Annotated in this window: 13 protein-coding genes; 10 read left to right on the top strand and 3 right to left on the bottom strand. The window is 64.1% G+C overall.

The window, feature by feature from the left end; translation table 11 throughout:
* Positions 1 to 70: 70 nt before the first annotated feature.
* The 3 genes from I1A62_RS22615 to I1A62_RS22605 form a co-directional block, all read right to left on the bottom strand.
* Positions 71 to 1,219 (bottom strand): YbfB/YjiJ family MFS transporter, encoded by a 1,149-nt coding sequence (locus I1A62_RS22615; RefSeq protein WP_219459935.1) that lies wholly within the window; start codon positions 1,217 to 1,219, stop codon positions 71 to 73.
* A gap of 76 nt (positions 1,220 to 1,295) precedes the next feature.
* A complete protein-coding gene (locus tag I1A62_RS22610; RefSeq protein WP_124394155.1) occupies positions 1,296 to 3,143 on the bottom strand; it encodes a long-chain fatty acid--CoA ligase in 1,848 nt (615 codons plus the stop codon).
* 26 nt (positions 3,144 to 3,169) lie between these two features.
* Positions 3,170 to 4,366 carry a phenylacetate--CoA ligase family protein gene (locus I1A62_RS22605; RefSeq protein WP_124394156.1) on the bottom strand — a complete coding sequence of 399 codons (1,197 nt, stop codon included), beginning with the start codon at positions 4,364 to 4,366 and terminating at the stop codon, positions 3,170 to 3,172.
* A 230-nt stretch (positions 4,367 to 4,596) separates the two neighbouring features.
* Between I1A62_RS22605 and I1A62_RS22600 the strand changes: the two genes are divergently transcribed.
* From I1A62_RS22600 to I1A62_RS22555, 10 genes are all read left to right on the top strand, one after another.
* Complete coding sequence (locus I1A62_RS22600; RefSeq protein ID WP_124394157.1) at positions 4,597 to 5,250, top strand: TetR/AcrR family transcriptional regulator; 654 nt, start codon at positions 4,597 to 4,599, stop codon at positions 5,248 to 5,250.
* Positions 5,247 to 6,377: an acetyl-CoA hydrolase/transferase C-terminal domain-containing protein gene (locus I1A62_RS22595; RefSeq protein WP_124394158.1), complete on the top strand. Its 1,131-nt coding sequence runs from the start codon at positions 5,247 to 5,249 to the stop codon at positions 6,375 to 6,377. The genes I1A62_RS22600 and I1A62_RS22595 overlap by 4 nt, the downstream gene beginning before the upstream one ends.
* 99 nt (positions 6,378 to 6,476) lie before the next feature.
* Entirely contained in the window at positions 6,477 to 7,328 is an 852-nt protein-coding gene (locus I1A62_RS22590; protein ID WP_219459931.1) for a cyclase family protein, read from the top strand.
* Between the two features lie 85 nt (positions 7,329 to 7,413).
* Positions 7,414 to 8,505: a thiolase family protein gene (locus I1A62_RS22585; RefSeq protein WP_225858298.1), complete on the top strand. Its 1,092-nt coding sequence runs from the start codon at positions 7,414 to 7,416 to the stop codon at positions 8,503 to 8,505.
* Positions 8,506 to 8,507: 2 nt separating this feature from the next.
* The gene (locus I1A62_RS22580; RefSeq protein ID WP_219459929.1) at positions 8,508 to 8,888 is read left to right on the top strand and encodes a Zn-ribbon domain-containing OB-fold protein; all 381 of its coding nucleotides are present in this window, start codon (positions 8,508 to 8,510) and stop codon (positions 8,886 to 8,888) included.
* 26 nt (positions 8,889 to 8,914) lie between these two features.
* The gene (locus I1A62_RS22575; RefSeq protein ID WP_124394161.1) at positions 8,915 to 9,313 is read left to right on the top strand and encodes a hypothetical protein; all 399 of its coding nucleotides are present in this window, start codon (positions 8,915 to 8,917) and stop codon (positions 9,311 to 9,313) included.
* Complete coding sequence (locus I1A62_RS22570; protein WP_124394162.1) at positions 9,310 to 10,683, top strand: acyclic terpene utilization AtuA family protein; 1,374 nt, start codon at positions 9,310 to 9,312, stop codon at positions 10,681 to 10,683. Before I1A62_RS22575 ends, I1A62_RS22570 begins: the two co-directional genes overlap by 4 nt.
* Complete coding sequence (locus tag I1A62_RS22565) at positions 10,676 to 11,440, top strand: enoyl-CoA hydratase/isomerase family protein (RefSeq protein WP_124394163.1); 765 nt, start codon at positions 10,676 to 10,678, stop codon at positions 11,438 to 11,440. The genes I1A62_RS22570 and I1A62_RS22565 overlap by 8 nt, the downstream gene beginning before the upstream one ends.
* A 185-nt stretch (positions 11,441 to 11,625) precedes the next feature.
* A complete protein-coding gene (locus I1A62_RS22560) occupies positions 11,626 to 12,387 on the top strand; it encodes a phosphate acyltransferase (protein WP_225858299.1) in 762 nt (253 codons plus the stop codon).
* A gap of 6 nt (positions 12,388 to 12,393) precedes the next feature.
* Positions 12,394 to 13,566 (top strand): acyl-CoA dehydrogenase family protein, encoded by a 1,173-nt coding sequence (locus I1A62_RS22555; RefSeq protein WP_219459927.1) that lies wholly within the window; start codon positions 12,394 to 12,396, stop codon positions 13,564 to 13,566.
* Positions 13,567 to 13,586 lie beyond the last annotated feature (20 nt).

Raw genomic sequence — 13,586 nt, 5'->3', positions numbered from 1 at the left:
CCCCGGATTCTGCGGCGCGACGGACGCGGGGCGGATCATCGCGGCGGTGTGCAAGGCTGAGATGCCTGATCTAAGCAGGTCCACCTCTCACAACTCTGCGATCACGAACGGTCTGGGTCACCGTGTACACAGCCAGTGGAATCGCCCCGATGATCATCACCGCACCGCCGATGATGAAGGCCGAGAACGGATCGTGTGTCCGGTCCACCACCCACCCTGCGCTGTGGGGTCCGAGGATCTGGCCGATCCCCACGGGTATGAACATCAAGCCGAAGGCCGCCGTCATTGCGGGCGGTGACAATCGGTCGTGCAGATCTGCGGAAATCACTGCCGCGGTACCGGACATGCACATCCCGACGATGATCGCCGCTATCGTCACCCATGGCTCGGCGGCTGTCGTGACGAGAAGCATCGCCAGCCCCGACAACATGAACTCGCCGGCCAATGTGGGGAGCCGACCGAGCGACCGAGAGAGTCGTTCGGACACAATGCCGCCGGCGATCATTGCGACTCCGATCGCGGCGTATGAGGCGCTTGCGTGCCCGGGGTCCCAATGCCCGCCATCCCGTAGCGCCGCGACGAAGAAGGTCAGACACGTCACCACACCGAGACTGAACGTTGCGTAGCCAACGACAGTCCAGGCCCAACGCGTATCGGGCCGCCACCGGACGGTGTCTCTCGCACCGTCGGGTCGGGAGCGTCTCACTCGCGGCAGCCACCGGAGACCGGCAAGCAGGATGATCACCGCGAGCACGGTCTCGATACCCCACGCGATGCGCCAATCCCCCATCGTGCTCAAGATCGCCGGGACGCCACTTCCCGCTGCGATGCCGACACCCATACTGCTGGCAACGATGCCGATGGCCCGGCCCGGATTGCGGGGCCAGATCGCCGTGGCCAGGCCGGGTGCCGACAACCAGACCAACGCCCCCCCTGCGCCGGTCAGGAACAGGCCGCCTGCAGCGACCGCCATCACGGGACCGAAAGTCAGAAAGGCTAATCCTCCTGCAGTGCACAGCATTCCGCACTTGACCAGCGTGTCGGCCGCAAGTCGCCGGCTTGCGGCGATGCTGACCAAAGCGCCGGTCAGATAGCCGATCATGTGGATGGTGGCGAGCAGGCCTCCATCCCCGTAGGAGCGGACGATATCCTCGCGCATCGCCGGAAGCAGCGGCCCGAAGGAGAAACGAGCCAGTCCCTGCGCGATGGTTGTCGACAATGCCAGAACCAGAAGGGCGACTGCCGGAGTACTGGTCGTCCGCGGTGTCGTGAGGGTTGAGTTGGTATCGCCCTCGTCAATCAATTGCGGCTACTCGGCTCCGAAGGGTCTGCACTGTGCCTTCACCGTCACGACCGACGTAGACATCGAACGACACCAGCGTGTCCGGCGAGTCGTACATGGCGTCGATGAGCGATTGATACCTTTCCAGCACCGTCGTTCGGCGCAGTTTCATGCTGCGGGTGAGTTCACCATGCTCCGCGCTCAAATGCTTGGGTAGAACAGCGAACACGCTGATATCGAGCGGCTGATCGCAATTGCTTGCCGCAAGCTCCTTTCTCACCAGGGCCATGACACGCGGGTCGGTGGCAAGTTCGGCGTAGTCGAATCCGCCATTCTCGCCATCGAAGAGATGGTCGCGGACGCTGAGTTCGTTGATTTCGACGAGCGCGCCGATCCGGGAGTCGTCGCCGTGCCCCGGAACGAGCAGGACATTGCTGATGAAGGGGCTTCGGCACGCACTGATTTCCAGCGGCTGTGGCGCGAACAGTGTTCCGTTGGGGAGGAATTTGATGTTTCCGACTCGGTCGACCACCCTCAGAACGCGGCCGTCCCAGGTACCCGCATCCCCACTGCGGAGCCATCCGTCGGACGTGAGCGAGAGCTGGTGTGTCGTGCCCCAGTATCCGGCGCACCGTACACCACCGCGAATCAAGATCTCGCCCGTGTCGTCGACTCGAACCTCGATCGGTTCGTCGCCGTACGGGGACGGGAGCGGCGCGCCGACGCTGTCGAGGTCGGCGCCACCTTCGGTTCCGGTGATGATGCCGGTTTCCGAGAAGCCGTAGACGCTACGGATGCCGACTCCGATCAGGCGGAAGAACTCGAAGACTTCCGAACTGAGTGAGCCTCCCGCGCTGATGCCCGACTTGGCGTTGTGCAGTCCGAGCTCGAGTCGGATCTCGTCGCTGCGGCCTTGGAGTTCATCGGGCCGTTCGAGCAGGTCGGTGGAGATTTTGGCCCGCAGGGCCTCCCACTGGCGGGGCCCGAGGAACCGGAATTGCGCGGCGGCCGAGACGAAGTCCTCGTCGATCGATGCAGGCGAGCGTGCGAACGCAACGTTTAGCGGTAGTGCTGCGGTGAGGGCCATGCCGCAGTACTGCTCTACGGAGAACGCTGCCGGCAAGGAGCTCAGGTAGCTGTCACACGGCTGTGCACCGTAGAGCAGGGCATAGCGTGCTGCGATGTCGAGCATGTATCGGTGTGTCCCCATCACCCCTTTGGGGGTGCCGGTGGTACCGGATGTGAGGATGATGCAGGCAACGTCGTCGAGAGTGGTCGCGTCGATTCGCCGCTCGAGTTCCGCGGAGGCATGAGATAGATACTGGCGACCGCGGGAGCGGAGTTCGGTGAACGCCAGTACTTTGTCGTCTTCGGGCGCGGCCTGTGAGCCCCATTGGACGATCGTCTCGATGCCGAGTTCCTCTGCGGCGTCGAGGAGTTCGCGAGTCAAGGCCGCCGAGCCGCTGAAGGCGACCTTGGCGCCGTATCCGGTCAACGTCGTCGTCATCTCGCCCGCGGTCATGGTCTCGAAGAGTGGGAACGCGATGCCGCCGAGCGCCTGGATCGCGTATTCGCAGATGAAGTATTCGGGGCTGTTGGGGCCGATGACGAATGCGGGGAGGCGGTCGGTGTGCCCGAGGTCGAGTAGTCCGGCCGCGGTCTCGAGCATGACGCGTTCGACCTCGCTCCAGGTCCACGGACGCCACCCGTCCAGTTCGGGAGTGCGGAATGCGGTGGCGTCTCCCAGGTGCGTGGCGTTGCGTCGGATGAACTGGGGGATGGTGGCTGAATCCATCGAGGCGTCGACGCTGAACCGTGTTGCGGCCGGACCCGCGGAGCCGACTGTATGGGTGGTGAGCATGGTTCTCCCTGGAGCGATATCGGTGGTCAGTGATGTTCGAAACGGCGCAGATCCCTCAACACGCCTTCGCCCGGCGGCAAGGATTCGACGAAACGCACGGCGGTGCGAATTCTCATTGCACGCTCGAGAGCAGTGGAAACCAGTTCGATGTCGACTGTGGGTGCACCGCTGATCAAAACCTCGATCTCATCCCGACCTTGCTGGCGGTCGACCACCACGCAGTGTTCGGAATCGATACCCATCGTGCCCAGGGTGCGCGTGATCAGGCTGGGAACGATGAACATTCCGCGCACTTTGGTGATGTCGTTGGCGCGGCCGACGATGCGGGAAATGCGGGGTGCACTGTTGCCGCATCCACAGTCGTCGTAGATGATCTCGTCGACCAGGTCTCCGCTGCGTAGTCGCACGATGGGCATTGCCTGCCTTGCGAAGTCGGTTACCACGATCTCACACGGTGATCCCTTGGTCGGGGAGGAGGCCTCTCCGGTCTCGGGGTTGACGAACTCGATCAGGAGATCGGAGCGCAGGTGCATCCCCTCGCCCCGTTCGCATTCGTACGCGACGGCGCCGACGTCGCCGACTCCGTAGAACTCGCGGACCGTGACTCCGTAGGTGTCCGAGATGCGTTGTTTGGCACCGGCGTCGCTCAGTTCTCCCATGATCACCGCTTTTCTCAGGGAATGAGGGCGATCGCCGAGAGTCTTCAGCAGGTGTTCGAGGAATGAGGGCATAGCGACCACGCCGGTCACACCGACTCGGGCGATGACCTCGGCGTGCTGGTCGGTGGCCCCGGGGCCACCCGGCACGATGGCACAGCCGAGGGTGCGGAGGGCCTGATCGACCATCGTCGCTGCGATGACCCAGTTGTAGAGCAGCGTCTGATCGACGATGTCCGCCGGGCCGAATCCACAGGAGCCGAGGGCGCGCGCGTACGCGGTGGTGACCCGGCGCATGTCATCGGCGGTGTAGGGCATGTAGATGGGTCCGGGAGCCGCGAATACCCAGGCCAGGTCGGCAGGCTGGACGGTCAGCCGGCCACCGAAAGGATCGTCGGTCGCCGCCGAGATCAGTCGCTCTTTACTCAGCAGTGGCACTGCTTCCCAGGTCTCTGGTGTGATCGACTCGGCATCGAGACCCCACTCGGCCGCGTATGCGCGGGTTGTCGCCGCCAAACGCGCGATTTCGACGGCTTGGCTGCGGACGTCGGCATTGTCTTGCCACATCGGTGGGGACCTTCCACTCAGAATATGCGTCTCGGGCGGCGCCGATTACGGCGTCTTTTCCGATTTCCAATCCCGATGTTAAGCACACCACACCCTCTCGTCAACAACCCTGTTGAAGGGTTATCGTCGATCATCAACAGAGAGGTTGATGACGTGGCATGGGAAGAAGTCGTTTCGGCCAACGAAAACCTGGAAGCGTGGGCGCGGCGTCCACGGGCGGGCAGTCTCCGATGAGAAGCGGACCGAGCGGTATCGGGGTTCGACGCCGAACCGCGCGCGAGGAGTCGTCCGAGGTGTACGACGAGCGACGCGAGCAGTTGCTGCGTGCTGCCGCGAAAGTATTCCGGGCGAAAGGGTTCCACGCCACGAGCGTGTCCGAGATCGCCGCCGAGTTCGGCAGTGACCGAGCCTCGCTGTACTACTACGTGGGCAGCAAGGAAGAACTGTTCGAGATGGTGGTCGAGCAGGCGGTCCTCGAAAATGTGCAGATGGCTGAGCAGATTCGTGACGGTGCGGAGGAGCCGGGCGCGAAGTTGCGGGAGATCCTGATCGCCCTCATGCGGTCCTACGATGTGAATTTTCCGCAGTTGTTCGTCTTCCTGCAGGAGGACACCGGCCGGTTGACCGGCAAGGACGAGGCGTGGAGCAACCGAATGCAGGAGTGGAGCCGGCGATACTTCCAGGCGGTCAGGGATGTCATTCAAACCGGTATCGACTCCGGTGTGTTTGCTTCGGTTCTGCCGGTTGCGGTGATCGCCCAGGGGGTGGTGGGCATGGTCAGTTGGTCGCACCGGTGGTACCAGCCCGGCAGTGGCGTTCCCGCGGAGGAGATCGGTGCCCGCTTCGCGGACACTCTCCTCGGCGGACTGGAGCGGTCGGCATGAGAACTGTCCTGTGCGCCGAAGGCCTGTACGAACCGACCGTCGGTATCGCCCACTACCTCGAACGGTTCCCCGCCACTGCGGACGATCCCGTCGAGTTGCTTTTCGGCGTGCGCCGGACACCGGTGCCGGCGAGCGTCACCGAGGCGCCACACGTAAAGCTGGCAGCATTCATTCCCGGCCGCGGGCTGCCGCGAGACAAGCACGTCGACTACCGGCGCTATTCGTACAGCCAGGTCTGTGACTCCCTCCTGCGCGGAGAACTCCGGCTCGACGCCGTCGTCGCGGTCGCCGGGCAACCTCTTTCCGACGGGAAGCGCAGTCTCGGAGTGATCGACGGCTACCTGCAACTGGCCATCGATCGCGCGCGCATCGTCGTGGCGGAACAGCGCGACGGTGTCCCGCACCTGCCCGGGGCAGCCACTGCCGACGCCGATTGCCTGGTCGTTTCCGCTCCCGTGGAGGAGGCCTTCACGCCCCTGTCGGGCGTGCCGGACGCAACGAGCGCCCGGATTGCCGAACGCATCGCGGATTTGATCCCCCCTCGGCCGACAATCGCCCTCGGTGTCGGCCGGATCCTCGACGCGTTGACCGACCGTCTCACTCGGTTGACGGACCTCCGCATCGTCAGTGGCGCAATCACGGATGCCGCGGTTGCCCTCGACGCCGCCGGCGCGCTGAATCCCAGCGCTCCTGTCGAGGGAATGTCCCTGGTGGGCAGTAACGAACTCGTATCGTGGGCAGCGGACGAAGGCAGGGTACGTTTACGCCCGTCCACTCGAATTCACGATCCATCCTGGTTGGCGGCCCATCCGCGCTTCATTTGTGCACTCGGTGCACTGTCGGTTGACCTCGCCGGAAACGTCAACTCCGAACGAATCGGTGAACGGGTGGTGTCCGGTCTGGGTGGAGCGCCCGATCTGGCCGCGGGCGCTCACCGTAGTGCAGGGGGCCTGTGCATCGTCGCACTCCCGTCAGTGAGCCCCAACGGTCGGTGCACCCTCGAGGAAACGCTTCCTTCCGTCTCGGTCGACGGAAGCATTGTCGACGCCATCGTCACGGAGAAGGGTGTGGCCCGACGCACCGGAACCGCCGACGAGTGGCGACACGCGATTGAGCGCATCTTCTGAGCATCAACAGGTATGTTGACCGATGGGGTACGGGTCGCTACCGTGAAATCACGACCGGGATCACACCGGCTTCAATCTTCGAGTGTCCGGAGGACATCAATGAACTCATGGGGTCAATGGGGCGCGGACGACGAGCGAGGTGCCCTCAATCGCATCGACGACGACGCTCGCCGGCGAGGAGTGTCGGCGATCGCGGCGTTCGAGCCCCTCTCCTTGGCTATCCCGATCTCCGAGAAGTCGGTTCCCTTTGCGGGGATGCGAACTCCACCAATGCACTTCATGACACGCGACGGCGGTGACTACGCAGCAGGACACCGAGAGGCCGGAGGCTTCGGGTTCGCCGACGACTACCTCATGGTGGCGTGTCACGGCACAACCCACCTCGATGCGCTGTCCCATGTGTGGCAAGACGGCCAAATGTGGAACGGCCACTCCGCCAACGAGGTCACCAGTCGCGGCGCCCGGCGCTGCGGGATCGAGAAGACCGGCCCGATCGTCACCCGTGGTGTCTTCGTCGACATGGGTGGCACGCCCGACCCGATCATCGGGGTCGAAGATCTCAAATCTGCGATCTCGAACTGCGGCGTGCAATTGCTGCCCGGCGACGCATTACTGGTACGGACCGGATGGCTCGATCGCTGGCGCAAAGGGGAGACCGGTGTCGACTCGTGGCCCGGACTCGGCATCGACTGCGCGCGGTGGCTCGACGACTGCGGAATCAGCCTCGTCGGCGCCGACAACATCGCGGTGGAGGCATTTCCGTCGGGTGTGGACGGCGAGCAGGTTCCCCTTCACATCGAATTGATGCGGAACCGAGGTGTTCATTTCCTCGAACTGCTCGACCTCGAGGCCTTGTCTCGCACGTCGCGACACGAATTCCTTCTCGTTATCTCCCCATTGCCGATCGTCGGCGGAGTCGGCAGCCCGGTCGCTCCGGTCGCCATCCTCTGAAAGGCGGGTATTCGTGCCTCGTGCTGTTATTTCCGGACTCGGTGAGGTCGCGCCGGTTCGGCGTTCTGGTCGTACCACCTTGGACATGGTTGCTGATGCCACCCGGCTGGCGCTGGCCGACGCCGGGATCGAACCCGCGGAGGTCGCGGGCGTCGTCACGGAAGCGTCCCTGACGCCGAAGATGGCCCCGATCGGGGATCTGGCGCCGGTGGTGGGCCTCGACCAGGTCAGCGTGACCGCGATGTCGAGTCCCACCGGTGCCGGCATACTCCAAGCGATCGGTATCGCCGCTGCACTCGTCGAATCCGGAACAGCCGACCATGTGGTCTCGTACTTCGGGATCGACTGGGGAACCCGGTCCAGTGGGCCGAACGATTATCACGCCGCGATGGACGCGAAGTCCGTGATCGAAAGACCTGCCGGCTTCGTCGGACCGCCGCTCTACTTCGCCGCGGCGATGCGCCGCTACGGTCATGTCTACGGACTGTCCGACCACGACACCGAAGACCTTCTCGCATCGATTGCGATGGCTGCGCGCGCGAACGCCACGCTTCACCCCGGCGCCCAGGTCAACTCGCCGCTCACCCGCGAGGATTACGACAGAAGTCCGATGATCGCATCCCCGGTTCGAAAGGCGGACTGTTGTCTCCTCAGTGACGGTGCTGTAGCGGTTGTTGTCTCGAACTCGCAAGCCGTCTCGCCGCGAGGGCGCGCGGTGTCGATACGCGGCTGGTCCTGGGCACAGGACCGATTCGATGACGCCTCCTTCTACAGCCAGAGTCCGCTGCCACTGCTGTCGGCGACTGCGCGCGCCAGCGAGGACGCGTTCCGGCTGGCCGGTGTGGCTCCCGCGAACATCGACGTCGCCGAGATATACGACTGCTTCTCGCCGGCGATCGTGCTCCAGCTCGAGAGCGCCGGTTTCTGTGCACCTGGCTCCGCCGCCGAATACACAGCCGCCGGCGCTCTAAAGACACGGGGAGAGCATCCGACGAACACCCATGGTGGACTGCTGTCGCACGGATACTTGTTCGGAGCCAATCACCTCGCCGAGGCTGTCACCCAACTCCGGCACGAGGCCGGGCAACGTCAAGTTCGCGATGCGGAACTGGCCTTCGTCGGAGCCGGCCCGGGCCGTCAGTACACGGCGCTGATCCTCGAACACGCGGGAGAATGAACATGTCTGAACTGCTGTCGACGTGGACTGACGGGCTGATCCGCGGAATTCCGCGGGTGCCGAGGTGTGAAAGGTGCGGGCTTTGGAACTGGTATCCGCAACCGTCGTGCCGTAGTTGTCAGGTATCGGAGTTCACCTGGCACGACATCGGCGCCGAAGGTGTGGTTCACACCTGGACGGAGGTCATGCGCGCGATCGACAGTGTGGATGGCCTGGAACCGCCGTATGTAGTTGCCCTCGTCGAACCCGACCGGACTCCCGGAGTTCGAATTCCGATGCGAGCAAGAAGCGGTATCGCAATCGGTGATCGTGTCGCATTCGAGCCTGTCTCCACCCCCGTGGGACCGGTGCTCGAAATCTCATCAACAGGGTTGTTGACCTAATCCGAAAAACGTCGTATCGTCGTGGTATGCCCGATATCAACAAGGTCGTTGACGACGAAATTGCCCTGCATCGCATTGCCCAGGCCCGCTCCGGCGACAAGAACGATGTCTCCGACATCACCGTCTTCCTGGCAACCGCCGAACTGTTCGAACATGTGGAACCGCTTCTGACTCGCGAACGCGTCGCCGAACACATGGCGCCACTGGCAACCGGTCGAATCGACCGATATGTGTTGCCAACCGTGTGGGGAGTCAAGTTCGTCCTGCACGACGCGCTCGGCGGTGGCGGATCCAGCAGCTTGCGCGGCGACAACCTCGGCAAATCGATGGCCGCCGCCCTTCTTCAGATGACGGTGCCCGGAGTGCCGGCCGAGATCGCGCAAGCTTCGCACACCTACAACGGACCAAAGGACTCGAGCCGATGACCACACCGACGATTCTCGCTGCCGGCCAAGGATTCTACGGAGACAGCCCGCGACCGTCGCGACGCGCTCTGGAAACCTCCGACGTCGACTTCATGGCCTTCGATGCGCTGGCCGAATTGACCCTTGCCATCCTCGCCAAAGATCGCTCACGCAACCCCGAGCTCGGCTACGCCAAGGATTTGCCGGGCATGTTCGCAGATCTGTACCCCGGCGCGGCGCGGCGCGGCGCGACCCTGCTGTCCAACGCCGGCGGTCTCAATCCCCGTGCGGCCGCTCATGCCGTCGCGAACGAATGCGCCAAACGGGGACATTCGGACGCCTCGGTGGTCGCTGTCAGCGGCGACGATGTCCTCGAATGCCTCGGCGAGTGGAACGCCAACGGCATCGATCTCACCGACAAGGACACCGGGCAGGCATTCGACGACATGCCGACCAAGCCGCTGTTCGCTCACGTGTACCTGGGCGCGGAACCGATCGTCGAAGCGCTCACGCACAAACCGACTTTCGTCGTCACCGGCCGAGTCACCGACACCGCGCTGTTCCTGGCGCCCCTGATCTCCACCGGAGCGGTCGACCCCAACGACCCGGCGGACCTCGCCCGTGGAATCTTGGCCGGACACCTTCTCGAATGCGCAGGACAGGCCTCCGGCGGCAATTTCAGTGGTGACTGGTGGAATGTCGAGCGACTCGAGGACATCGGATATCCGCTGGCCGAGGTCACCGCGGACGACCTCGTCATCACGAAACCAGCGGGGACCGGCGGTCGTGTCAGCCGCGACACACTCAAGGAACAGCTCTTCTACGAGATTCACGATCCCACCTCTTACCTGACCCCCGACGTCACCGCAGACTTCTCCCGTGTGCAACTGACGGACATCGGCCCCGACCGAGTCCGCGTGTCCGGAGTGACCGGCACCGCCGCACCGGAAACCCTCAAGCTGATCGCCGGCATTCCTGATGGATACCTTGCATCGGTGTCACTGCCGTTCGCCGCGCCGTACGCCCTCGACAAGGCCCAGCGCGCGGCCGACATCGTGCGCAAGCAGATTGCGATCGACCAGCTTCCCGTGACGGACATCCACGTCGAGTACGTCGGGGTCAGCTCGCTGATGGGCGGCGTGGCAACCATTCCCGCCGAGCGCGACGTCAACGAAGTCGTCATGCGAGTCGCGGTGCGCACTGACTCGGAGACCGCTGCGCGAGCATTCATCAAGCTGCTCCCGCCGCTGGCGATCAACTCCTACCCCTTCGTCGGTGGCCTTCGTGGTGGTTCGTTCGTCAGTCAGGTCCTGCGGGAATGGACCAGCCTGGTGCCCCGTGAGCTCATGGCTGACCGGATTCGGATCGATGCGGTGACCGCTGATGAGTAAGGACCTGGTCACCGTCGACGTGGACAACGCGGTCGCGACAGTTCTGCTCCGCGACGGCGCCCGACGCAATCCGCTCAGTGACCGGATGATCGAGGCACTCGTCGATGCATTGCACTCGGCCGAGGTCCGCAACGCGCCTGTAGTCGCAATCCGCGGCGAATCCGGATTCTTCAGCGCCGGGGGAGACCTCGACCAGTTCTACGCCAATCTCACCACCGACGCGCTGGTCGAGTTCCGAGCAACCGAGCTGTTCCGTTCGCTGTTTCAGGCGCTCGAAGCGCTGTCCGGAATCACGATCGCGCTCGTCGAAGGCAAGGCACTCGGAGGCGGCTTCGGCCTTGCGGCGGCGTGTGACATGGTGCTCGCATCCCGATCGGCGATGTTCGGATGCCCCGAGATCAAAATCGGTGCCTTCCCCATGGTGATCGTTCCACCCTTGGTGCGGGCCATCGGCGCCCGCAACACCCTCGCGCTCTCGGTGACCGGGCAGCCCGTCACGGCTGAACGAGCCCGGGAACTCGGACTCGTCACGGAGATCTTCGACGCCGAAGAGTTCGACGAACGTGCGCGTACCTTCGTCACCGCCCTCGGAAATCAACCCGCACATGTGCTGACCCTCGGAAAATCGACGGTGCGCAGCGCGGCGGAGTCGACCTACGACGAGGGACTTCTGATGGGCAGCGTGATGCGGGCGCTGGTCTTCTCACAGCAGTCCTTCCACGACGGTGTGTCGGCGTTCGTGCAAAGGAAACCCTGATGTACCCGGGACTCCCAGCCTTCGACTCTCTGTTGACGGATCTGACGGCGCGAGCCTTGCCACGCTGCGTCGTGGTCGCACCTCACACGCATGCGGCGATGACCGCGGTAGCGCAGGTCGTGGCAACCGGAGCGCACGTTGATGTCGTCGGGGACGTAACACTTGTCTCCGGTCTCGCGTCGAACATGAGTGTTGATCAGGATCTCCTGCGGATCCACCCCGCCTCGGACGCCGCTGCGGCCGTCGAACGCGCCGCTCGACTCGTGCGAGAGGGCGACGCGGCGTTCGTGGTCAAGGGCTCACTGTCGACCGCCGAACTGCTCGGCGGTTTGTTGAGAGAGCGGCTTCCAGGGCGCAGCTCTTGCGCCTCGCATGCGTACGTGATGCACCTCGAAGCCTTCGGCGAGCGCACCGTCATCTTGACCGATGCGGGGGTCAACATTGCTCCCACACTCGAAACCAAGGTGGCCATCATCGACAACGCGGCGGCACTTTTTCGGTCGCTCGCGCGGACCGAGCAGCGAGTTGCGGTACCCCGCGTGGCGTTGCTCAGTGCTGTCGAGAAAGTCAACCCGAAGCTCGCCAGCACCATCGACGCCGCCGCGCTACGCGTGATGTGGGAACGCGGACAGATCAACGACGTTCTCATCGACGGGCCGATGCCGCTCGACGCTGCGCTGTTTCCGCACTCGGCGGCGGAGAAGGGGCTGGAGGGGGCGGTCGCCGGACAGGCCGACATCCTGGTCGCGCCCGACCTGGATGCGGGAAATCTCTTGGCCAAGGCACTGATCGGGCAGCACACCCCGGCAATGGGTGTGGTCCTGGGCGTCGGAGTCCCGGTAGCGCTGCCCAGCCGCGGCGACACCGTCGACACCCGGCTGCGCAGCTTCTTCCTCGCCGCGCACCTGGCGGAAACGAACCAACTCGAACTCGAACGAACATGGTGATTTGATATGAAGTGGAACGAAACACTGCGCGACGAACAGAAGTTGTTCCTGCGCTCACTCACCGACGCGTGCCGCCGCTTCGACGACACCTACTGGGCGGAGCACGAGGAGGCTCACGAGTTTCCGGCCGAATTCTTCAAGGCGATGGCCGAAATGGGTGTCATCGGAATGCTGATGCCGCCCGAATACGGCGGCGAGGGCGGATCGCTCGAGGATGCAGCTCTGGCTCTGCAGACCATCGCGGCAACCGGCGCCGGACTGAACGGATGCTCCGCCATCCACCTGTCGATGTTCGGGTTCCACCCGCTGGTGGTGCACGGCACCGAGGAACTCAAGCAACGATACCTGCCGCGTGTGGCCGCCGGCGACATCCATATCGCTTTCGGCGTGACCGAACCCAACGCCGGGATCGACACCGGGCGGGTATCGACCCGGGCCGTACGGGACGGTGACGACTGGAAGATCACCGGTCGCAAGGTCTGGATGACCAAAGCGGGCTTCTCCGAGGCTGCGCTCGTCTTGACCCGCACACGGCCAGTCGAGGAGACGAAACGCCCCATCGACGGGTTGACCCTGTTCGTCGTCGATATGGACTCCGAATACGTTGATGCGCGACCGATCAAGAAGATGGGACGCAACGCTGTACCCAGCTACGAGGTTGCGTTCGACGGGTTGCCGGTTTCAGCTGCGAACATGGTGGGCGAGGAAGGCCGTGGCTTCTACACGCTCTTGGACGGACTCAACCCTGAACGTATTCTGGTCGCCGCCGAAGCAATCGGCATCGGCCTCGCCGCGGTCGAACGCGCCAGCCGGTACGCCAAGGAGCGGGTCGTGTTCGGCAAGGCGATCGGCTCCCATCAGGGCATCGCACACCCGCTGGCCGACGCGTACATGCAGCTGCTGGCCGCCAACCACGTCATGCTCGACGCTGCCCGGCGATACGACCGCGGTGAGTCCTGCGGTCTCGAGGCCAACACCGCGAAGTTCCTCGCCGGTCGCGCCGGCTTCTTCGCCGCCGACCGCGCCGTCCAAACACACGGTGGTTACGGGTACGCCAGTGAGTACGTCGTCGAGAGGCTCTTCCGCGAGGTGCGCCTGACCCGTATCGCCCCCATCCCCGAGGAAATGATCCTCAACTTCGTCGCAGAACAAGAGCTGGGTCTGCCCCGCTCGTACTGAACCCCGAGCTGCTCCGTCGT

It is taken from the genome of Rhodococcus sp. USK10, assembly GCF_019378875.1.
Classification (GTDB): Bacteria; Actinomycetota; Actinomycetes; order Mycobacteriales; family Mycobacteriaceae; genus Rhodococcus_F; species Rhodococcus_F pseudokoreensis.
This window is presented reverse-complemented; position numbering and strand designations above follow the sequence as displayed.

Excerpts from the sequence above, each read along its gene's own strand:
- I1A62_RS22610 (WP_124394155.1), bottom strand. The coding sequence starts at position 3,143 with ATGCTCACCACCCATACAGTCGGCTCCGCGGGTCCGGCCGCAACACGG.
- I1A62_RS22605 (WP_124394156.1), bottom strand. The coding sequence starts at position 4,366 with ATGTGGCAAGACAATGCCGACGTCCGCAGCCAAGCCGTCGAAATCGCG.
- I1A62_RS22600 (WP_124394157.1), top strand. The coding sequence starts at position 4,597 with ATGAGAAGCGGACCGAGCGGTATCGGGGTTCGACGCCGAACCGCGCGC.
- I1A62_RS22595 (WP_124394158.1), top strand. The coding sequence starts at position 5,247 with ATGAGAACTGTCCTGTGCGCCGAAGGCCTGTACGAACCGACCGTCGGT.
- I1A62_RS22590 (WP_219459931.1), top strand. The coding sequence starts at position 6,477 with ATGAACTCATGGGGTCAATGGGGCGCGGACGACGAGCGAGGTGCCCTC.
- I1A62_RS22585 (WP_225858298.1), top strand. The coding sequence starts at position 7,414 with ATGGTTGCTGATGCCACCCGGCTGGCGCTGGCCGACGCCGGGATCGAA.
- I1A62_RS22580 (WP_219459929.1), top strand. The coding sequence starts at position 8,508 with ATGTCTGAACTGCTGTCGACGTGGACTGACGGGCTGATCCGCGGAATT.
- I1A62_RS22575 (WP_124394161.1), top strand. The coding sequence starts at position 8,915 with ATGCCCGATATCAACAAGGTCGTTGACGACGAAATTGCCCTGCATCGC.
- I1A62_RS22570 (WP_124394162.1), top strand. The coding sequence starts at position 9,310 with ATGACCACACCGACGATTCTCGCTGCCGGCCAAGGATTCTACGGAGAC.
- I1A62_RS22565 (WP_124394163.1), top strand. The coding sequence starts at position 10,676 with ATGAGTAAGGACCTGGTCACCGTCGACGTGGACAACGCGGTCGCGACA.
- I1A62_RS22560 (WP_225858299.1), top strand. The coding sequence starts at position 11,626 with ATGAGTGTTGATCAGGATCTCCTGCGGATCCACCCCGCCTCGGACGCC.
- I1A62_RS22555 (WP_219459927.1), top strand. The coding sequence starts at position 12,394 with ATGAAGTGGAACGAAACACTGCGCGACGAACAGAAGTTGTTCCTGCGC.